Raw genomic sequence first — 20,252 nt, 5'->3', positions numbered from 1 at the left:
CTGGGCACCGTGAAGTCGTGCGCCATCTGCGAGGTCTTCGGGTGGACCATGAAGTAGATCGGCACCAGCAGCAGCGAACCCACGCACAGCGTGACCGCGACGCGCTCGAAACGCCGGAACGAGCCGGTGAACGCCGAGGCGATGATCACCACCGCCGCCAGCACCACCGCGGCCACCTTCGGCAGCCCCAGGTACCCGGCCGCCAGGGTGACGCCGATGAACTCCGTGACCAGCGTCAGCGCGTTCAGCAGGAACAGGTCGATGACGCTGAACGCGCCCCAGAACTTCCCGAAGCGCTCCAGGATCAGCCGGGCGTGCCCGACACCGGTGACGGCGCCCAAGCGCAGCACCATCTCCTGGTTCACGTACAGCACCGGGACCAGCATCAGCAGCGTCCACAGCAACTGCGTGCCGTAGTTCTGCCCCGCCTGCCCGTACGTCGAGAAGGCGCCCGCGTCGTTGTCGCCGACCATCACGATCAGGCCGGGGCCCACGATCGCCAGCAGGGTCTTGAGCCGCGCGGACAGGCCGTGGCGCGGCGTGGTGTCATCGAGCCGGATGGTGCCGAGCGCACCCCTGATGTCGCCGACGTGGGCGTCGTCGAGCACGGCGGTGCGGGTGGTGGTGGTGGTGGGGACCTTCGGGTCCAGCATCACGTTGGTCATGGCAGGGCCTCCCTGCCCCCTTCCTTGAGGGGGCGACAGGGGGCACGCAGCAGCGATCCTCCCTGCGAGCGCACGGCGTCGGACCGCACGGCGGCGCTGAGCGGCGGCGGCCGTGAAGGCATGACGGAGCGTCAGACGTCGCGCGTCGGGGCGCGGTTGAGCGCATGACGCAGCGTCAGGTGAACGCGCAGGGAAGGTTGTTACCGCGTGCCAGAGGTGATCGAGAGCATGCGGGGGTAGGGGCGACTATGGCCCGGACTATCGCAGTCCATGTCTCTCGCCTCCTCCCGGTCGGGGGTGCACCGTCTGTGCACCGCATCGCGACACGGCAAGGAGCGGACCAGCCCTACGGGACCGGCACACCCCAACTCGTCAGAGCTTTGGCACTCCACGGCGTGTCCAGCCCGGTCGGGCCGGAAGCCACTTCGGATCAACCCTTAGGTCGGGAAGATCTGTCCTAACCCTGGGCGTCTCTCGACGTCGTCGGATCAGTGGCCTGTGTCCGTGAAGAAGCCTCACCGAACGAGGTGCCTTCTTCAAACCTCGTCAAGCATAGACCCTCCCTTTCACCCGGATAGCGGCGTCTCGGCCGAACTTCGACAGCTTTGTAGAAGCTTGACCAAACCCACCCCTCGACGTGCACCCCCATCCGGCATATATAGTTCACCGACATATGCAGCTCAACAGCTCACGAGGGGGAAGTGTGTCCCACAGCGATCCGACCCGATCCGCACCCGTCCTGCACCTGGCCAACGTCACCCGGGTGCACGGGCGGGGCGCCGCCGAGGTACACGCCCTGCGCGGCGTCGAACTGGCCGTCCACCCCGGCGAGTTCGTCGCCGTCATGGGCCCGTCCGGCTCCGGGAAGTCCACCCTGCTGACCCTGGCCGGCGGACTCGACGCGCCCAGCGAGGGCGAGATCCTGGTCGAGGGCGTGGCCCTCGGCGGCCTCAGCCGCGGCCGGCTCGCCGACCTTCGGCGGCGCTCCATCGGGTACGTCTTCCAGGACTACAACCTGATCCCCGCCCTCACCGCCGCCGAGAACATCTCGCTGCCCCGCGAACTCGACGGAGTCTCCGGACGCGCCGCCCGCCGCGAGGCGCTCGCCGCCCTGGAGGAACTCGGCATCGGGGAACTCGCCGACCGCTTCCCCGACGACATGTCCGGCGGCCAGCAGCAGCGCGTCGCCATCGCCCGCGCCCTGATCGGCGAGCGCCGGCTCGTCCTCGCCGACGAACCGACCGGCGCCCTCGACTCCGCCACCGGCGAGGCCGTGCTCGCCGTGCTGCGCGCCCGCTGCGACGCCGGGGCCGCCGCGATGATGGTCACCCACGAGGCCGCGCACGCCAGTTGGGCGGACCGGGTGGTCCACCTGAAGGACGGCGCGGTCGACTCCGAGAGCCACGGGCGGCGCACCGGCAAGCGCCGACTGACCGGCGAGCCGCTCAGCGCCCCGGCCGACGGCTACGGCCACGCGGCCGACGGGGCCGGGCACACGTCCGGCGACTACGGCCACACGTCCGGCTTCGGCCACGCGGGCGACGGCTTCGGCGAGGTGGCCCGATGAGACTCGGCGCCTGGAAGGTCGCCCTGCGCATCGCCCGCCGCGACGCGCTGCGCGCCAAGGGCCGCAGCGCCCTGATCGTCGCCATGATCGCGCTGCCCGTCCTCGGCGTCACCGGCGCCGACGTCGTCCACCGCAGCGGGCAGCTCACCCCGGCCGAACGGGTCGAACGGGTGCTGGGCGGGGCGGACGCCCTGGTCACGTCACTCGCCCCCGGCCGGACCGTCGAGCAGGCCCCGGTCGCCGAGGACGGCGCCTTCGCGGTCCAGCCCCGCCCCGGGCAGCCGCCCACGGCCGAGCAGCAGAAGGGCGCCGGCACCGACCCCGTCGCCCTGGTCACCGGACTGCTGCCGCCCGGCAGCGTGCTCACCTCCGCCCGGCAGGGCCCGGAGACCGGCGCCACCTCCCCCGAAGGCCTGGTCCGCACCCTCACCACCGAGGCCGACCTCACCGACCCGCTCTGGCACGGCCGGCTCGACCTGGTCGACGGCCACGCCCCGGGCGGCCCGCGCGAACTGGCCGCCACCCGGGCCTTCCTCGACAACTCCGGGCTGGCCGTCGGCGGCACCACCACCTTTCCCGGCCTGGAGCGGACCACCTTCACCATCACCGGCGTCGTCGAGCACCCGGACGACCTCCGCCGGGTCGAACTCGTCGCCCAGTCGGGCGCGTTGCTGAGCCAGCTCGCCGCCGCCACGCCTCCCGGCAGCCCGGCCGCGGCAGCGCCGGAGCCCGAACGCGGCGCCTGGCTGGTCCGGCTCCCCGCCGGGGCCACCCTCGACTGGGCCAAGGTCCAGGAGTTCAACGCCCACGGCTACACCCTCACCGCACGCTCGGTCGCGCTCGCCCCGCCGCCGCGCGCCGCCGTCCCCTACTACCGGGACGCCTACCGCTCCTTCGGCCCCTCCGCCGACGACAACACCAAGGTCGTGGTGGCCACCGTCACCGGCATGGGCCTGCTGGAGGTCGCCCTGCTCGCCGGCCCCGCCTTCGCGGTCGGCGCCCGCCGCTCCCGCCGCCAGCTCGCGCTGCTCGGCGCCGCCGGCGGCCGGCGGACGCACGTCGGCGCGGTGGTGCTCGGCGGCGCCCTCGTCCTCGGCACGGCCGGGGCCGTGGTCGGCGTGGTCCTCGGCGGCGGCCTCGTCGCCGGGCTGCGCCCGTGGATCGAACGGGCCGGCGGCGCCCGCTTCGGGCACTTCGCCCTGCCGCCACTGGACCTGCTCGCGATCGGCGGGATCGGCCTGCTCACGGCGCTCCTCGCGGCCGCGCTGCCCGCCCGGCAGGCCGCCCGCAGCAGCGTCACCGCCGGACTCACCGGCCGGGACACCGTCCAGGCCCCGAACCGCTGGGTCACCGTGCTCGGTGTGCTGCTGCTCGCCGCCGGCGCCGCCCTGGCCCTGTACGGCGCGAGCGCGGTGCAACACGGCGGCGTGCCCGTCGTCAGCACCTACGACACCCGCACGCTGACCGTGCTCGGTGGCTCCGTCATCGCCGAACTCGGCCTGCTCGCCTGCACCCCCGCACTCGTCGCCCTGCTCGGCCGGCTCGCCAAGCGGCTGCCGCTCGGCCCCCGACTCGCCCTGCGCGACTCCGCCCGGCACCGCTCGCGCACCGCGCCGGCCGTCGCCGCCGTGATGGCCGCCGTGGCCGGGGCCGTCGCCATCGGCGTCTACAGCACCAGCACCGACGCAGAGAACCGCCGCGACTACCGGCCGCAGGCCCCGTACGGCGCCGTGCAACTCCTCTCCACCGCCGACGGACCGCAACTCGACGGCCTGCGCGCCGAGGTGGGCAAGCAGCTGACCGACCTGGGGCCGCGCGCCGACCTCGGCGAGGCGGTGTACCAGTTCTGCGCCAACTGCTCCAGCACCGTCCAGCTCAAGGGCACCGTGAACTGGCGCACCGCGTCCGGCCCGCCGCACCTGGCCTCCGGGGACGCCGCCATGCTCCGCACCCAGTTCGGCATCCACGACCCGGCCGCCGAACAGGCCCTGGCCGCCGGGAAGATCCTGGTCTTCGACCGCGCCTTCCTGGCCGGCGACGGCCGGGCGGTGCTCCAGCTGCGCGGCAGCTCCGGCGCGCCGCTCCAGCCCGGCGAGGTCCCCAAGCCCGACCTCCAGGAAATCCCGGCCGACGCCGTCCTGGTCGAGAACCCGAACGCCGCCCGCTTCGCCCAGGGCCTGATCCTGCCCTCGGCGCTGCCCAAGCTCCTGCCCGGGCTCACCGCGAGGCCCACCGGCGCGATCTGGGTGCCCGCCACCCCGCCCGACCGCAAGGCCCAGCAGCGTGCCGAGGCCGCCGTCGTCCGGCTCGACCGGGCCGCCCAGCTGGAGGTCGAGCGCGGCTTCCAGCCTCGCGGCGACGCCCTCACCCTGGCGCTCAGCGGCTTCGCCGGACTGGTCGTCCTCGGCGCCGCCGGCATCGCCACCGGCCTGGCCGCCGCCGACTCCCGCCAGGACCAGGCCACCCTGGCCGCCGTCGGCGCACCACCGCGGATCCGCCGCACCATGGCGGGACTGCAGTGCGCGATGATCGCCCTGCTCGGGGCGCTGCTCGGGGCGGTCAACGGCTTCGTCCCCGCGGTGGGCCTGCTGAAGTCCCGGGCGAGCGGGTTCGGCAGCCACCCGGCCCTGATCACCGCCCCCTGGGGCCAGCTGCTGCTGGTCGTCCTGGTGCTCCCGGTGCTGGCGGGTCTGCTCGCCGCCCTGCTGACCCGCTCCCGCATCCCGATGGGGCGGCGGCTGTCCTGATCCCTGCCGCACGCCGGTGCCCGCCCCCCATTTCGGAGGGCGGGCTTCGGCGTGCGCGGGCGACCCACGCGCGAGAGAGCCGTACCATGGGCGGGTTCTAGCGGGCGAAGGGCGCCGGCGGTCGGCGAGGGAGAGAACGGCGGTGCTGCGCGGGTTCGGCGACCTGGAGGCCGAGATCATGGACCGACTGTGGTCCTGGGACCGGCCCGCCACCGTACGCGAGGTGGTGGACGACCTCCAGCGTCAGCGGCCGGTCGCGTACACCACCGTCACCACGGTGGCCGACATCCTGCACACCAAGGGCTGGCTGCGCCGGGACAAGGTGGGCCGGGCCTGGGCGTACGAGCCGACCTGCACCCGGGAGGCGTACACCGCGCAGCTGATGCGCCAGGCGCTGGAGACCACGCCGGACCGGGCGGGTGCGCTGCTGCACTTCGTCGACGGGATGAGCAGCGACGAGGCGTCCGCGCTGCTGGCGGCGCTGGAGCAGGTGAAGGCCCGGGACACCGAGTGACCCTCGCGCTGCTCGGCCTCCACCTGGCCGTGACCGGGGTCCTGCTGCCGCGCCGGCTGGCCGGCTCGACCCGGTTGCAGGCGCGCCCAGCGGCGGGCGCCGCGCTCTGGCTGGCCCTGATGGCTTCCTTCCTGGTCGCACTGCTGCTGGCGGCGCACCACGCGGTGGAGCCGTTCGCCCACGAGCCGGCCGGGCTGGTCGGGCTGTTCCCGCACCCGGAGCCGGTCGGGCCCGTCGCCCCGCACACCCACGACTGGTGGCTGCTGGCCGCCGCCGGGGCCGCGATCGCCACGGTGGTGACGGCCGTCGGCGTCCGGGCCGGACGGGCGCGCCGGCGGCACCGGGCAATGCTGGACATGGTCGCCGTCCGGGACGGTCGCTGGGGCGCCCTGATCCTGGAGCACGCCCACCCGACCGTCTACTGCCTGCCCGGCCGCAGCTCCCGGGTGGTCCTGTCACGCGGGGCGCTGCGGCTGCTGGACGAACGGCAGTTGGCCGCGGCGGTGGCGCACGAGCACGGACACATCCGCGGCCGCCACCACCTGTTCCGGCTGCCCGCGGACACCTTCGCCCTGCTGTTCGGCCCGCTGCCGCTGGCCCGGCGCGGGCGGGCGGAGGTGGGGCTGCTGCTGGAGATGGCGGCCGACGACGCCGCGCTGGCGCGGGTGTCGCGCAGCGAACTGGCCTCCGCGCTCTGCGCCCTGGCGACGTCCGGGGCCCCTACGGGCGCCGCGCACGGCATCGTGCCGGGCGGGGCGCTGGGCCCCGCGTCGGGCGGGGCGCTGGCGGTGGCCGCCACCGGGGTGCTGGCGCGGGTCCGCCGGCTGGCCCGCCCGGGGCACGGTCGGCGCGGGCGCCAACTTGCCTTCTGGCTGGTGGTGTCGGCGCTCCCGCTGCTGCCGTACCTGCTGGCCTGCGCGCCGCACCCGTAGGGCGTCCGCTGCCCCCCGCTCACGATGCCGGACCGACCCTACCGGTGCCGCAGGTACGCCTCGGCGGTTTCGCGCAGGCGGTCGTGCAGGCCGTCGTAGGCGCGGACCCGCCCGAGCAGGCTCTTCGGCAGCTTGGCGACCATCGTGTAGTTGGTGTCGCAGACGTTGGCGGCCGGCGCCAGCCCGGCCTGGCTGACCAGTTGGTAGGCGTCGAGCTGGTCCAGGCCGAGCAGGTGCCCGGTCCAGCCGACCAGGTCGTGCTGGCTGATCCGGAACGCGTCCTCCAGGGGGCGGGCGGAGCCGGTGCTGATCAGGAAGCGGTCGTCCTCCAGTCGGGGCCAGGCCGGTCCGCCGCCCTTGACCAGGTCGACGATCACGGTGGTGCGCATGGCCGCCTCCACCGCCGTCCCGCACACCTCCCCCTCCCCCTGGCGCGCGTGGCCGTCGCCGATGGTGAGCAGCCCGCCCGGGACGTTGACACGGCCTACGGCTACAGCTACGGCCGGACGGCGCCCACGTACGGCATGGCGCTGATCGGGAGGACCTCGACGTTCTTGCCGGTGCGCGGGGCGTGGATCATCTTGCCGTCGCCGATGTAGATGCCCACGTGGTGGATGTCGGGGTAGAAGAAGACCAGGTCGCCGGGCTGGAGGTCGGCGCGCTGGACGCGGGAGCCGCTGTTCCACTGGTCCTGGGACATCCGGGGCAGCTTGACGTTGCCCGCGCGGTAGGCGCCGCCGGTGAGGCCGGAGCAGTCGAAGCTGTTGGGGCCGGTCGCGCCCCAGCCGTAGGGCTTGCCGAGCTGGGCGTAGGCGAACTGGAGGACGGCCGCGGCGCGACCGCTGGCGGGCGGCGCCGGGGTGTTCATGTTCTGGCGCTCGGCGGAGCGGGAGGCCCGGTCGGCGGAGGCCGCCGCCTGGGCCTCGGCCTTGGCCTTCTCGGCGTTCTGCTGGGCGTTGATCTTGGCGCGGTCCTCGGCGCTCAGCTTGTTGAGCATGCCCTGGGCCTGGGCCAGCTTGGCCTGGATCTGCTTCTTCTTCTCCCCCAGCTCGGTGCCGACGGAGTCGAGCTGGGCCAGGGTGGCGGTGGCCTCGGCGCGGTCCTGGTCGAGCTTGCGCTGCTCGTTCTGGGCCTGCTTGAGCAGGGATATCTGGGAGTCGGCGAGGTGGTTCTGGACCGAGGCGCGCTCCAGGTAGGCGGCCGGGTCGGAGTCGAGCATCAGCTGGAAGGACGGGTCGATGCCGTTGGTGCGGTACTGGTCGGCGGCCACCGCGCCGAGCTGGGAGCGCAGCTCGTTCATCGCCTCCTGCCCGCGGGCGACCTTCTCCTGGATCTTGCTGGCGTCGCCCTGGAGCTTCTGCTGCTTCTCCTGGAAGCCGTTGAACTGCTCGACGGCCTGCTCGGCCTCCTCGTTGAGCTTGTCCACCTGCTCCTTGACGGAGGCCAGGTTGGGGGCGGGCTCGGCGTGGGCGGTGCCGGAGGCGAGGACGGCGCCGCCGGCCATGGCCGTGGTGAGGACCGCCATGCGGGCCCGGCTCGGGGGGCTGGGCTTGCGACGCTTTCCCATGGCGGGGGGCTCTCCTTCGGGGGACGGCAGGGGACGGCGAAGGCGGGCGAGGACCTACGGGGGTTCGGTCCCCACCCACCTTCTTCGAAGTAACTTAATAGATGAGTGGAGGGGTTCCGCAATCCCCCTGTTCCGGGCCGTTCCGGGCGATCGATCGTGGCCCCCGGCACCGGCGTTGACCTCGGGTGCCACCGCCTGCGGCACTCCTCGCCGCCCGGAGTGCTGAGAACGTGCCAAATCGAGGGAAAGGTCACACGGGCCGCCCCTCCTGCGGGCCTGCGAACGAGCGCTAACCTGCGGTCATGAACGTCCTGCCCGAAGGGCTCCCCCTCGCCGCCGAATTCCCGGCCGCACACCGCGAGCAGTGGCAGCAGCTCGTCGAGGGCGTGCTGCGCAAGTCCGGCGCGCAGCCCGCGGACGGCGCCGCCGCCGAGCGGGCGCTCACCACCGAACTCCCGGACGGGCTGCGCGCCCGCCCGCTGTACACCGCCGAGGACGCCCCGGCCGAAGCCGGCTACCCCGGCTTCCCCCCGTTCGTCCGCGGCGGCCGGCCGCAGGGCGCGGCCGTCGCCGGCTGGGACGTCCGCCAGCGGCACGCCGACCCGGACCGCCGGCGCACCAACGAGGCGGTCCTGGCCGACCTGGAGAACGGCGTCGGCTCGCTCTGGCTGGAGCTCGGCGGCGCGGGCCTGCCCGTCACGGCCCTGCCCGAGACGCTGACCGGCGTGTACCTCGACCTGGCCGCCGTGGCACTCGACGCCGGACCCGAATTCACCGCCGCCGCCGAGCAGTTGTTCGCCCTGTACGAGGAGCGCGAGGTCTCCCCCGGCGCCGCCGCCGGCAACCTCGGCGCCGACCCGCTGGGCCTCCAAGCCCGCACCGGCGAGACCGGACGCACCACCGCGCTGCTCGCCGAGGCCACCGCGCTGGCCGCCCGCTGCGCCGCCGAGTACCCCGGCGTCCGGGCGCTGACCGTGGACGCCCTGCCCTACCACGAGGCCGGCGCCTCGCCCGCCCAGGAGCTGGGCTGCTCGCTCGCCACCGGCGTCGCCTACCTGCGGGCGCTCACCGCCGCCGGGCTGTCGGTGGACGCCGCGCTCGGCCAGCTGGAATTCCGCTACGCGGCCGACGCCGACCAGTTCCTCACCATCGCCAAGTTCCGTGCCGCGCGCCGCCTCTGGTCCCGCGTCGCCGAGGTGTCGGGGGCCTCCGCGGCGGCCTCGGCACAGCGCCAGCACGCCGTCACCTCCCGGGTGATGATGACCGCCCGCGACCCGTGGGTGAACATGCTGCGCACCACCGTCGCCTGCCTCGCCGCCGGCGTGGGCGGCGCCGACGCCGTCACCGTGCTGCCCTTCGACAGCGCCCTCGGTCTGCCGGACGCCTTCGCCCGCCGGATCGCCCGCAACACCCAGTCGATCCTGCTGGAGGAGTCCCACCTCGCCCGGGTGATCGACCCGGCCGGCGGCTCCTGGTACGTCGAGCAGCTGGGCGAGGAGCTGGCGGCGGCCGCCTGGGCCTGGTTCCAGGAGATCGAGCGGGCCGGCGGCCAGCAGGCGGCGCTCACCGACGGGACGGTCCGCGAGCGGATCGCCGCGACCTGGGCGGAGCGTTCCGTCAAGCTCGCCAAGCGGCGCGAACCCGTCACCGGCGTCAGCGAGTTCCCGCACCTGGAGGAGCGGCCGCTGGTCCGCGAACCGGCCCCGGCCGCACCGGGCGGCGGGCTGCCGCAGGTGCGCCGCGCCGAGGCGTACGAGGCGCTGCGCGACCGCTCGGACGCGCAGCTCGCGACCACCGGCGAGCGGCCGAAGCTGTTCCTGGCCTCGATCGGCACCGCCTCCGCGCACACCGCGCGCACCACCTTCGCCGCCAACCTGTTCCAGGCCGGCGGCATCGCGACGACCTCGCTGGAGTCCGTCGACCCGGCCGCCTTCGCCGAGGCCTTCACCGCCTCCGGCGCCACCGCCGCCTGCCTGTGCTCCAGCGACGCGCAGTACGGCGAGCACGCCGAGGCCGTCGCCGGCGCGCTGAAGGCAGCCGGCGCCCGACGGGTGCTGCTGGCCGGTCGACTCGGCGAAGTCCCGGCAGGAGTAGACGAGTTCATCCACGCGGGCGGGGACGCCATCGCCGTCCTCACCTCCCTGCTCGACCAGATCGGAGTGGCACGATGATCCCCGACTTCACCGGAATCGGGCTGAACGGGGATCCCTCCGGGGACGTCACCGACGGCCAGTGGCGGGCCGCCTGGCGGCAGTCCACCGGCAAGGACGTCGACGAGCTGGTCTGGGACACCCCCGAGGGCATCGGCGTCAAGCCGCTGTACACCACGGCGGACCTGGCCGGCCTGGACTTCCTGGAGACCTACCCGGGCATCGCCCCGTACCTGCGCGGGCCGTACCCGACCATGTACGTCAACCAGCCGTGGACCGTCCGCCAGTACGCGGGCTTCTCCACCGCCGAGGAGTCCAACGCCTTCTACCGCCGCAACCTGGCGGCCGGCCAGAAGGGCCTCTCGGTCGCCTTCGACCTGCCGACCCACCGCGGCTACGACAGCGACCACCCGCGCGTCACCGGCGACGTCGGCATGGCGGGCGTGGCGATCGACTCGATCTACGACATGCGCCAACTCTTCGACGGCATCCCGCTGGACAAGATGTCGGTGTCGATGACCATGAACGGCGCCGTCCTGCCCGTCCTGGCCCTGTACATCGTGGCCGCCGAGGAGCAGGGGGTGGCGCCCGAGAAGCTGGCGGGGACCATCCAGAACGACATCCTCAAGGAGTTCATGGTCCGCAACACCTACATCTACCCGCCGCAGCCGTCGATGCGGATCATCTCGGACATCTTCGCGTACACCTCGCAGAAGATGCCCCGGTACAACTCCATCTCCATCTCCGGCTACCACATCCAGGAGGCCGGGGCCACCGCCGACCTGGAGCTGGCCTACACCCTGGCCGACGGGGTGGAGTACCTGCGCGCGGGCCTGGACGTGGGCCTGGACGTGGACGCCTTCGCGCCGCGGCTGTCGTTCTTCTGGGCGATCGGCATGAACTTCTTCATGGAGGTCGCCAAGCTGCGCGCGGCCCGGCTGCTGTGGGCGAAGCTGGTCAAGCAGTTCGACCCGAAGAACGCCAAGTCGCTGTCGCTGCGCACCCATTCGCAGACCTCCGGCTGGTCACTCACCGCCCAGGACGTGTTCAACAACGTGACCCGCACCTGCGTGGAGGCGATGGCCGCCACCCAGGGCCACACCCAGTCGCTGCACACCAACGCGCTCGACGAGGCGCTGGCCCTGCCCACCGACTTCTCCGCCCGGATCGCCCGCAACACCCAGCTGCTGCTCCAGCAGGAGTCCGGCACCTGCCGGGTCATCGACCCGTGGGGCGGCTCCGCCTACGTCGAGAAGCTCACCCACGACCTGGCACGCCGCGCCTGGCAGCACATCCAGGAGGTCGAGGCGGCCGGCGGCATGGCCAAGGCCATCGACGCGGGCATCCCGAAGATGCGCGTCGAGGAGGCCGCCGCCCGCACCCAGGCCCGGATCGACTCCGGCCGCCAGCCGGTCATCGGCGTCAACAAGTACCGGGTGGACAGCGACGAGCAGATCGACGTGCTCAAGGTCGACAACTCCTCGGTGCGCGCCCGCCAGCTCGAAAAGCTGCGCCGGCTCCGGGAGGAGCGCGACGAGGCGGCCTGCCAGGACGCGCTGAACGCGCTCACCCGGGCCGCCGAGGCCGGCCCGCAGCGCGGCGGCTCGCTCGACGGCAACCTGCTGCACCTGGCCGTCAACGCGGCCCGGGCGAAGGCCACCGTCGGCGAGATCTCGGACGCCCTGGAGAAGGTGTACGGCCGGCACAGCGGCCAGATCCGTACCATCTCCGGTGTGTACCGAGACGAAGCGGGCCCCTCGGCCTCCCTCCAGCGCACCCGCGACCTGGTCGAGCGGTTCGAGCGGGCCGAAGGCCGGCGCCCGCGCATCCTGGTCGCCAAGATGGGCCAGGACGGCCACGACCGCGGCCAGAAGGTGATCGCCACCGCCTTCGCCGACCTCGGCTTCACCGTGGACGTCGGCCCGCTCTTCCAGACCCCCGACGAGGTCGCCCGCCAGGCCGTCGAGGCGGACGTGCACATCGTCGGCGTCTCCTCGCTCGCCGCCGGGCACCTCACCCTGGTCCCCGCGCTGCGCACCGCACTCGCCGAGGCCGGCCGGGAGGACATCACCATCGTGGTCGGCGGGGTGATCCCCCCGCAGGACTTCGACGCACTGTACGAGGCGGGAGCGGCGGCGGTCTTCCCGCCGGGCACCGTCATCCCGGACGCCGCCTACGACCTGCTCACCTCACTGGCGGCCGACCTCGGCCACGAGCTGTGAGATTTTGATCGCATGCCTCCGCGGACGATCGACCTCGACAGCTATGTGACGGGTGTCCTCGACGGCTCGCGCGCCTGGATCGCGCGCGCCGTCACCCTCGTCGAGTCCACCCGGCCCGACCACCGCGCGCTCGCGCAGCAGTTGCTCCAGCGGCTGCTGCCGCACGCGGGCGGCGCGGTCCGGGTGGGCATCACCGGCGTGCCCGGTGTCGGCAAGTCGACCTTCATCGACTCCTTCGGCACCATGCTCACGGGGCTCGGACACCGGGTCGCCGTACTCGCCGTCGACCCCACGTCCAGCCGCACCGGCGGCTCCATCCTCGGCGACAAGACCCGGATGGAACGCCTCGCCGTCGACCCGCACGCCTTCGTCCGCCCCTCGCCCACTTCAGGGACGCTGGGCGGCGTCGCCAAGGCCACCCGGGAGTCCATGGTGGTGATGGAGGCCGCCGGCTACGACGTGGTCCTGATCGAGACGGTAGGAGTCGGCCAGTCCGAGACGGCCGTCGCCGGGATGGTCGACACCTTCCTGCTGCTCAGCCTGGCCAGGACCGGCGACCAGTTGCAGGGCATCAAGAAGGGCGTCCTGGAGCTGGCCGACGTCATCGCCGTCAACAAGGCCGACGGCCCGCACGAACCCGACGCCCGCGCCGCCGCCCGCGAACTCGCCGGCGCCCTAAGGCTGTTGCAGGCCCCCGACGCGGCGTGGACGCCGCCGGTACTGACCTGCAGCGGCCGCGACGGCGCCGGACTCGACGTGCTGTGGGAGCGGCTGCAGCAACACCGCAAGGTCCTCGACGCCACCGGCGCACTGGCCGCGAAGCGGCGGGAACAGCAGGTCGAATGGACCTGGACGATGGTCCACGACCAGCTCTACGCGCGGCTGCACGAACACCCCGAAGTGCGGCGGCTTTCCGTCGAGTTGGAGGCCCAGGTGCGCGCCGGCACCACGCCGGCGGGGCTGGCCGCGCAGCAGATCCTGGACGCCTTCTTCGGTGCGCCCTGACGGGAGGCGCTTCTTGAGCGGCCCCGGGGTGGAACAGGTGCGAGGGCCGTGCTGGTGTGCACGGCCCTCGCACCGGGTGTGGGGCGCCCCGTTCCCGCCCTCGTCGCCCGGATCTGCACGTGGTGGTGAGCTGTGCGGTGTGCTCTGTCACCTGTACGCGATGCTGAGCTGCATTGTTTGATGAGGAATCGAACCCCCTGCGCTGCTCTTCACGCGCCAAGGGCCGGATAAACCGCCGGCCCGCGGTGTGTGCACGCCTCCGTGGCGACTACCTGCTTCCCACACCCAGCTGGTGGGGTCAGTCCTCGATCAGGTCGATCTCCCAGTTGGTGCGCTGGATCAGGGTGTCCACCTCGCGGATCTCCTTCGCCAGGGCGTCCGCCTCGGCGCGGAGCTCGGCGACCGGCAGAGCGGCGAGGATCCTGAGTTCGGACCGCAACTGCCGTACGGCTCCGCGCTGGTCGCGCCCGGAGGCGGCATCGGCGGCCGCGGTGATCACCGAGTGGCGCAGCCGCAGGACGTCCCGGCGGGCGAGGGCGTCGGTCAGCGTGCCGCCGCCCTCGATGAGCGCGGTGGAGTTGGTCCGGTTGATCTGACGGATCAGCCGCTCCAACTCGTCCAGCACCTCTCCGGCCTGGGCCAGGACCTCCGCCGCGCTCTCAGCCGGCTCCTCGCCCTCCTGGTAGCGGGCACTGCCGACGACGCGCGCCCGCAACTGCTCCACCTGCCGCACCGCAGCCGCGCGCTGCGCGAGCGCTTCAGCCAGTTTCACCGCGTCATCACCTCTACGTCCTGCTGATCGTCCGGCAAGTATGCACGTCGGTGCCTGACGGCACGGTAAGAGGGGTGGGGCCGGCCCGACCGACCCGGCGGGCGCCGGGCGGGTTCATGCCTCTCGACAGCGTTCGGCCGCTGCCCGTACGTCCGCCAGCGCCCTCGCGCGGTCGACCGGCGGGGGCGAGAAGCGTCCGGGCGCCGCCAGTACGTGCTCCTCCCAGCGGTCCTGCCAGAACTCCACCGTCCAACCGGGCCATCGCTGCGGCATCTCGTACGCCTCTGCCGACGCCCCGAGCACCCACCAGCCCACCCGCCGACGCAGCGGATCGACGTGGATGCCGGCATCGGCCGACGCCTCGCAGACCCCGTGCTCGGGGCCGCCCGCCAGCCGGTCGAGCAGCGCAGCCCCCTCCCGGACCGGATGGTCGTTGACGTTCGCCAGCACGTAGCAGTGCTCCGCCCCGACCGTCACCACCGCAACCATCGGCTCGGGGTCAGCCAGCTCCTCGTCGCCCGGTTCGAGCAGCGGCCCCACCGCATGCCCGCGCCCACGAGCGCGGACGTGTTCGGGGTCCAGCCCCAGGTACGTCCGCAGCTCGGCAGGGCCGTCGTACATCCACCGGACGTCCCACCCCACCCACGCCTCCTGCAACAGCTCCAGAGTGGCCGCCCTGTGGCGCATCTCGGCACTCGGCCCTTCCCAGGCGAACAGCATCAGCACCCTCCGGCCGAGGTCGATCAGTGCCGCACCCTGGCAGTGCACATCGTCCAGCCACCAGTCGACCGCCTTCAGGCGCCGGACCATCGAGAGAGCCTCCGCCGGCCCGGCCAGGAGGTCGAGGTCGATTCCTATCGCCCCGAACCGCGACAGGTACAGCTCGAACTCACCGCTCTCGCGGACAACGACAAAATTCGCACGATCACCCATCCGCCCAGAATGACCACCCCCGGCACCGGGCCGCCACCACATTTGACGCACCCACACGGGCACGACCCCCGGGACCGCCACTCGATCCACCGGCATCACCTGACAACCGATCAAAATCACTTGCCGAGGATGCTCGGGCGGCTCACCCCACCCCGACGCATTACTCAGTGGCCTGACCACCACCGACACCCTCTGAGCCAGTCGGGCACAACTGCCAGCACAGGGCCTGACGTCGGTGTCTCTGAGCCGGGACACGATAGGTGGAACTGACGCGGTGTGGTGACCTGGCCGTTTTGACCCGGTGGGACACGTTTGTTGGAACCATCTGGCCATCCTTCTTGCAACCTGCGGTGGATTGCCATTCATGTTGGAACCAGTTCCGAACTACCCGGGCTCGCGGCGTCCGCGGCCGCTCCGCTGAGGGCTTGGAACCGAGCGAGCGCGTACGCAGGACAACTGGAGCGGCGGGGACGACAGCGGTTCAGCCGTTGTAGTCACACCGCGCCGCTTGGGACCTATCCTGAGCCAATGCTTCACGAGCTGTGGGACGAAGGCGAGGAGGGAAAGATGTTCTGCCTGGCCGGACCGCGCGGAGACGGGGCTCGTGCGCTCTTGTCCGAAGGTGCCCGGCTCGTGTGGACCGTTGAGGCCGCGAGCTACTTCGACGCGATGACGCTGTACTACCAGCGCATGGGCTGGGGCACCTACACCACAGAGCACCCGGAGTGGGACAACCGGACCTACGCCGAGCACGGCTGGGAATGATCAACCCATTTCATGCCTTCAGTCACACACGCCTCACGAACTACAGCTGGAGTAGTAGCCCCAAGAGCGATTCCGGCGCTGGGGCACTCCGGTTCCAACAACCGTGACCAAGTTCCAGCCAACGTGTCCTGGCTCAGTCTCGGCAGCAGCCGAGACACCGACGCACAAGCCAATTCCTTACCATCAGTCAACAATCCGTCACAGTCACGAGGCGCCCGACGGTCGCCACTACGCCACCTCTCGCAGAGCGTGCAGGTCCTGCGCCGTGCCCAATCCATGCGTGGGGCACGGCACTTCGGCGACTTCCAGGTACTCGAACCAGACCACCTTGCCCACCCCCGCCGGGCGCCAGCCCCACGTGTGCGCCAGCGCTTCGACGAGCAGGAGGCCACGCCCGCTGGTCGATCCGGCGTCACGCTCGCGCTTCGGGAGTTCCGGGCACCGATCGGCGACTTCCACCCGCAGCCGCCCGGCACACCACCGGACGGTCACGGCACAGCGCTCCTTGGTGTGCACGAGCGCATTGGCGATCACCTCACTGGCACACAGCTCCACCTCCTGAAGCCCGTCCGCCGACAGCGGCACACCCCACTCCCGCACGATCGCCCCCACCAACCGCCGCGCCGCCGGCACCGCGTCGACCCCGGGCGGCACGCCCCACTCCAGCGGAACCGGGAATCGAGCGGTGGTGAGCGGACTGACGATCACTGGGAATCCATTCGGTCACATATCGACAACTCGGCAGCCATGCCGGATCGTTCGGGTCCACACCCACCGTCCAAATGGCTGACGTCAAGTCAACGCGGGTACACAAGAAGGGAGAACAGGCGAAGCTGGTCCAGGCGTTGAACCGGTTGAACAGAGGACGGGATCGCGATGACCCACCGACCGCGCACACCCAACACCGCGCTCGCGACGCTCATGCAGCAGGCGGGGTGGGGCAACGGCCAGCTCGCCCGAGCCGTGAATCGCGTCGGAGGCGAGGCGGGGCACCAGCTGACCTATGACAAGTCGGCGATCTCGCACTGGCTCTCGGGCACTCAGCCCCGGGCAGACGTACAGGAGATTGTCCGCGAGACGTTCTCACGTCGGCTCGGACGACCGGTGACACCCGAGGAGACGGGCTTCGGGCGCGGCGCCGAGCAGGCGGGCAGCCAGGGGGTCCTGTCCGATCTGATGTCGATCGGCAAAGCCGACATGGATCCCTCACGCCGTGGTGTACTCGCCTCCGGGCTCTACTCGCTCGCCCTGACGCTGCCGGTCTTCGACGACACCGCTGACCGGATGAACCATGCCGCGGCGGGCCGTACCGTGCGGGTCGGCCAGGGCGAGGTCGAGACCGTTCGGAGGATGACGGACCGGATCGCCGATATCCTCGACGAGCTCGGCGCCGCCCACGCCCGCCCGATGGCGGCGGCCTTCCTGGTCAACTCGGTCGGCCCCTGGCTCCAGGCATCCGGCACCACGGAAGTGAAGGCCGGCCTGCTGTCGGCCGCCGCCGATCTCACCTACCTCACCGGGTGGATGGCGATGTACGAGACCGCCCACGGTCTCGGCCAGAAGTACTACGTCCAGGCCCTCAAGCTCGCACGCGAGGCCCAGGACCACGTGACGTACTGCCGCACCCTACGGGGCATGGCGCTCCAGGCGTCCAATCTCGGATATGGCCCGAAGGCGCTGGAACTCGCCGACTCGGCCGCCGAAGCGGCTCCGGCCTCCGGCCCGCGACTGCGGGCCTTCCTCGCCGGCCAACAGGCGCACGGCGCCGCCATGGTGAAGGACCAGCGGCAGGCATTCGCGCGCCTCGCCGAGACCGAAACCGCGCTGACCCAGGCCGAGGGCCGCAACGACTCCGTCGGCGGCTACGACCAGGCCGCCTACCACTTCCACGTCTCGCACGTGCTGTACGAACTCGGCGACCTCCCAGGGGCGATCAAGGAACTTCAACTCTCCAACCGAACCCGCCCCGCCAACGAGAAACAGGGCCGCGTACACGGCAACGGCCTGCTGGCCCGCCGCCAGATGGAAATCGGGCACGTCGAGGCCGCCTGCGCCACCTGGAACGCGTTCCTGGACGACTACGTCACGATCAGCTCCGTCCGTGGCGACGAGCACTTCCAGGCTCTGGGCAAGGGCCTCCCGGCACGAGCCACCAACCGTACGGTCCGCCAGCTCCACCAGCGCACCCGCGAGGTCGCCGGCCAGAAGGCCGCGTGACCCGTGGGATTCGGTCTGGTCGTCCGCTTCATCACCCACGACGCCACAGCAGCCCGCGCCTTCGACCAGCTGGCAGCTGCGGCCCTCGAAGAGATCCGCGCCAAGGAACCCGGCACACTCCTCTACGTCATTCACACCGTGCCGGGCGAGCCACACGTCCGGGTCTTCTATGAGTTGTACGCGGACCGTGCGGCCTTCGAGGAACACGAACGGCAACCTCACGTCCGCCGATTCCTGGCCGAACGCGCGCAGCACCTCGAATCGTTCGAGGTGACGTTCCTGGATGAGACCTCCGGCAAGGGCACTACGCCGTGAAGGCCGACCGGAGCGGTCTGCGAATCGGAATCACGGGGCACCGGGGGCTGGCGGCCGGGGTGGAGGAGCAGGTTCGACGGCTGCTCGAAAACGCTCTCGCGGGCGAGGACCCGAATGGGCTCACGATCGTGTCCTGCATCGCGGACGGGCCGGACGGCCCCGGATGATCTCGTGCGCGGCATCGGCGTCCTCGACCTTCGTCTCGGACTCCGGCTTCGACCCGGACGCCTCGTCCACCCGGGCCCCCTTGTACGTGAGCACCGTGCGCATGTCGTCCGGGCCGTGCACGGTGCGGATCCGCAACTCGCGATCGGCGCCCATCAGGCTGCCGTCCGGCGCGTCGTAGTACGTGTCGCGGTAGACCTCGGCGCGGCCGGCACCGTGCCGGGCCTCCAGTTGCTCGCGCACGCCTTCCGGGTCACGCACGACCGCCTTGAGCTCCGCTTCGATCGCCATCCTCGCCCCTCCGTCAGATCACGCGCTCGGCGCCGTCCACCATCACATCGAGGTCCCGCCTTGAAGGCACGATCCACGACCCGCGTCAGCTCGGCTTCTCCCCGAGTTCCCCGAGGGCAGCACGGAGCCAGTCGAGGGAGTCGGTTGCCAGGACGGCGTCGGCGAGTGCGTTGGCGGTCGTCGTGGTGAGACGGCCGCGGCTGTTGTCGATCCAGCGCTGAACGTTCGCATAGCCCTGCGCCTTGTACTCGACGCCCTGGATCAGGCACTCCAGCTTGTCGGCATCCCGCGCACAGACCGCCTCCGGAGAGTCCTTCGCTTCGTACTCCGCGACGAGATCCCGGATGGTCGAGGCGAGAATCTCCGGCATGCCGCCGACCTGGTCGGCCGTCACCGCCGCCGGGTCGGCGCCGGGCGCGTACTTCTTCCCCAGATGGTTGACGTCCCCGGTGCGCGTCTCCTGGGAGTCGTGCCAGACCGCGAGGAAGGCGGCCTGCGCCGGGTCCGCGCCTTCGAGCTTGGCAATGATCGAAGCGATCAACGCGGTTCGCCAGGAGTGTTCGGCGACCGACTCGGGATCGCGGACGCCGGCCATCCACCAGCCCGTGCGCTTGGTCTGCTTGAGCGTCCCGGCTTCGAACAGGAACCTGGCCACCGGCGTCAGGTCGTCTGTCACTGTCTGGCTCCTCTCACGCCTCGACAAGGCGGATCGCGTAGCGGATGCTGTCGAGTTCGCGTCGCCCGCGCCGCGACAGCTCCCGACCATCCAACAGCACCGGGAGCCGTTCTCGCAGGGCGCGGGCCGCAGTTCCGGAGCGCAGCAGATCCGGCCGGACCTGGAGCAGTGACCACACACTGTGGATGTTCAACTCGGCGTACCCGCACTGCGGGCCGAGACCCTGAACGAGGTGCGCGAGGAGCTTGTCGCCGGGCCACGGGCCCGGCGACCGGGCAGCGATGAAGTCGTCGGAGAGTTCGAGGTACGGGGCCTCGCCGACCCAATACGCCCAGTAGTTGAGGTTCGCCATCGCGCCCGCCTCATCGGCGAGGGCCGTTTCGATGAAGTGGCTCATCCGATCCCGGTCACCGTGGCGGGCGGAGACCATGGCGACGGAACGGGAGTTGAGCCAGTGGCTCAGCCAGTCGTTCGGCCGCTCGGATCGCTGCTGGTGGGCGAGCCACTCCCGCGTGTCACCCTGTTCGTCGTATCCGGCCAGGTACAGCGCTTGGCGGCGGGCGAGGAACTGGTCCGTTCCACGCGCTTCCTCGGCCGCGCGCCGCAGGTGCGTGTAGAACCGGGTGCGGTCGGGGGCGAGGAGTTCCGGTCCGGCCGGCGCTGGGCCCTTTCGTGGACGCGGCGGCGCCGGGAGGTCGCGAACGGCCTTCGGCGCTGCACCGCTGAGCGGCCACATGAGAATCTCCACG

The 20,252-nt window shown here is 72.0% G+C and carries 18 protein-coding genes, 1 pseudogene and 1 riboswitch; of the genes and pseudogenes, 10 read left to right on the top strand and 9 right to left on the bottom strand.

Annotated elements, in window-relative coordinates:
- On the bottom strand, nt 1-653 hold a 653-nt coding region (locus AB0R04_RS31020), incomplete at its 3' end, for a divalent metal cation transporter (RefSeq protein ID WP_363376969.1).
- A 368-nt stretch (nt 654-1,021) separates the two neighbouring features.
- Nucleotides 1,022-1,199: riboswitch (M-box (ykoK) riboswitch) on the bottom strand.
- A 139-nt stretch (nt 1,200-1,338) separates the two neighbouring features.
- Between AB0R04_RS31020 and AB0R04_RS31015 the strand changes: the two genes are divergently transcribed.
- From AB0R04_RS31015 to AB0R04_RS31000, 4 genes are all read left to right on the top strand, one after another.
- Nucleotides 1,339-2,232, top strand: coding sequence for an ABC transporter ATP-binding protein (locus AB0R04_RS31015; RefSeq protein ID WP_363376966.1), 894 nt, complete (start codon nt 1,339-1,341; stop codon nt 2,230-2,232).
- On the top strand, nt 2,229-4,979 hold the full coding sequence (locus tag AB0R04_RS31010; RefSeq protein WP_363376964.1) for an FtsX-like permease family protein: 2,751 nt from the start codon (nt 2,229-2,231) through the stop codon (nt 4,977-4,979). The genes AB0R04_RS31015 and AB0R04_RS31010 overlap by 4 nt, the downstream gene beginning before the upstream one ends.
- A 145-nt stretch (nt 4,980-5,124) precedes the next feature.
- Nucleotides 5,125-5,493: a BlaI/MecI/CopY family transcriptional regulator gene (locus AB0R04_RS31005; protein ID WP_363376968.1), complete on the top strand. Its 369-nt coding sequence runs from the start codon at nt 5,125-5,127 to the stop codon at nt 5,491-5,493.
- A complete protein-coding gene (locus AB0R04_RS31000) occupies nt 5,490-6,425 on the top strand; it encodes a M56 family metallopeptidase (protein ID WP_363376962.1) in 936 nt (311 codons plus the stop codon). The genes AB0R04_RS31005 and AB0R04_RS31000 overlap by 4 nt, the downstream gene beginning before the upstream one ends.
- Nucleotides 6,426-6,463: 38 nt before the next feature.
- Here AB0R04_RS31000 and AB0R04_RS30995 read toward each other — a convergent pair.
- Together AB0R04_RS30995 and AB0R04_RS30990 are read right to left on the bottom strand one after the other, a co-directional pair.
- Nucleotides 6,464-6,904: pseudogene (locus AB0R04_RS30995) on the bottom strand (acetamidase/formamidase family protein); the annotation flags it as partial.
- A gap of 17 nt (nt 6,905-6,921) precedes the next feature.
- Nucleotides 6,922-7,992: an NlpC/P60 family protein gene (locus AB0R04_RS30990; RefSeq protein WP_363376960.1), complete on the bottom strand. Its 1,071-nt coding sequence runs from the start codon at nt 7,990-7,992 to the stop codon at nt 6,922-6,924.
- A gap of 302 nt (nt 7,993-8,294) precedes the next feature.
- On the opposite strand from AB0R04_RS30990, the gene AB0R04_RS30985 reads away from it, so the two are divergent.
- From AB0R04_RS30985 to meaB, 3 genes are read left to right on the top strand one after another with little or no spacing between them, the layout of a single operon-like run.
- On the top strand, nt 8,295-10,163 hold the full coding sequence (locus AB0R04_RS30985) for a methylmalonyl-CoA mutase family protein (RefSeq protein WP_363376959.1): 1,869 nt from the start codon (nt 8,295-8,297) through the stop codon (nt 10,161-10,163).
- A complete protein-coding gene (gene scpA / locus AB0R04_RS30980; protein ID WP_063346509.1) occupies nt 10,160-12,364 on the top strand; it encodes a methylmalonyl-CoA mutase in 2,205 nt (734 codons plus the stop codon). The genes AB0R04_RS30985 and scpA overlap by 4 nt, the downstream gene beginning before the upstream one ends.
- Nucleotides 12,365-12,376: 12 nt before the next feature.
- The gene (gene meaB / locus AB0R04_RS30975) at nt 12,377-13,369 is read left to right on the top strand and encodes a methylmalonyl Co-A mutase-associated GTPase MeaB (protein ID WP_363376957.1); all 993 of its coding nucleotides are present in this window, start codon (nt 12,377-12,379) and stop codon (nt 13,367-13,369) included.
- A 298-nt stretch (nt 13,370-13,667) separates the two neighbouring features.
- On the opposite strand, the gene AB0R04_RS30970 is transcribed toward meaB, so the two are convergent.
- Both AB0R04_RS30970 and AB0R04_RS30965 read right to left on the bottom strand, forming a co-directional pair.
- On the bottom strand, nt 13,668-14,141 hold the full coding sequence (locus AB0R04_RS30970; RefSeq protein ID WP_363376956.1) for a DIP1984 family protein: 474 nt from the start codon (nt 14,139-14,141) through the stop codon (nt 13,668-13,670).
- Between the two features lie 114 nt (nt 14,142-14,255).
- A complete protein-coding gene (locus tag AB0R04_RS30965; protein ID WP_363376955.1) occupies nt 14,256-15,074 on the bottom strand; it encodes a hypothetical protein in 819 nt (272 codons plus the stop codon).
- Nucleotides 15,075-15,707: 633 nt separating this feature from the next.
- Here AB0R04_RS30965 and AB0R04_RS30960 point away from each other — a divergent pair.
- Nucleotides 15,708-15,839 carry a hypothetical protein gene (locus AB0R04_RS30960; protein ID WP_363376953.1) on the top strand — a complete coding sequence of 44 codons (132 nt, stop codon included), beginning with the start codon at nt 15,708-15,710 and terminating at the stop codon, nt 15,837-15,839.
- 228 nt (nt 15,840-16,067) lie between these two features.
- On the opposite strand, the gene AB0R04_RS30955 is transcribed toward AB0R04_RS30960, so the two are convergent.
- A complete protein-coding gene (locus tag AB0R04_RS30955) occupies nt 16,068-16,547 on the bottom strand; it encodes an ATP-binding protein (RefSeq protein WP_363376951.1) in 480 nt (159 codons plus the stop codon).
- A 168-nt stretch (nt 16,548-16,715) separates the two neighbouring features.
- Here AB0R04_RS30955 and AB0R04_RS30950 point away from each other — a divergent pair, with 168 nt between their 5' ends.
- Both AB0R04_RS30950 and AB0R04_RS30945 read left to right on the top strand, forming a co-directional pair.
- Nucleotides 16,716-18,056 (top strand): hypothetical protein, encoded by a 1,341-nt coding sequence (locus AB0R04_RS30950; RefSeq protein WP_363376949.1) that lies wholly within the window; start codon nt 16,716-16,718, stop codon nt 18,054-18,056.
- Between the two features lie 3 nt (nt 18,057-18,059).
- Nucleotides 18,060-18,371 carry an antibiotic biosynthesis monooxygenase gene (locus AB0R04_RS30945; RefSeq protein ID WP_363376947.1) on the top strand — a complete coding sequence of 104 codons (312 nt, stop codon included), beginning with the start codon at nt 18,060-18,062 and terminating at the stop codon, nt 18,369-18,371.
- Nucleotides 18,372-18,491: 120 nt separating this feature from the next.
- Here the strand turns inward: AB0R04_RS30945 and AB0R04_RS30940 are convergent, their stop codons facing one another.
- The 3 genes from AB0R04_RS30940 to AB0R04_RS30930 form a co-directional block, all read right to left on the bottom strand.
- Nucleotides 18,492-18,827, bottom strand: coding sequence for a class IV adenylate cyclase (locus AB0R04_RS30940; protein ID WP_363376946.1), 336 nt, complete (start codon nt 18,825-18,827; stop codon nt 18,492-18,494).
- An 85-nt stretch (nt 18,828-18,912) separates the two neighbouring features.
- Nucleotides 18,913-19,503 carry an HD domain-containing protein gene (locus tag AB0R04_RS30935; RefSeq protein ID WP_363376944.1) on the bottom strand — a complete coding sequence of 197 codons (591 nt, stop codon included), beginning with the start codon at nt 19,501-19,503 and terminating at the stop codon, nt 18,913-18,915.
- Nucleotides 19,504-19,516: 13 nt separating this feature from the next.
- A complete protein-coding gene (locus AB0R04_RS30930) occupies nt 19,517-20,251 on the bottom strand; it encodes a transcriptional regulator (RefSeq protein ID WP_363376942.1) in 735 nt (244 codons plus the stop codon).
- Between the last annotated feature and the right edge of the window lies 1 nt (nt 20,252).

The sequence above is a fragment of the Kitasatospora sp. NPDC056731 genome, from assembly GCF_040687675.1.
Classification (GTDB): Bacteria; Actinomycetota; Actinomycetes; order Streptomycetales; family Streptomycetaceae; genus Kitasatospora.
Note: the sequence above shows the minus strand (reverse complement) of the source record. Positions and strands in the feature narration are given on the sequence as shown.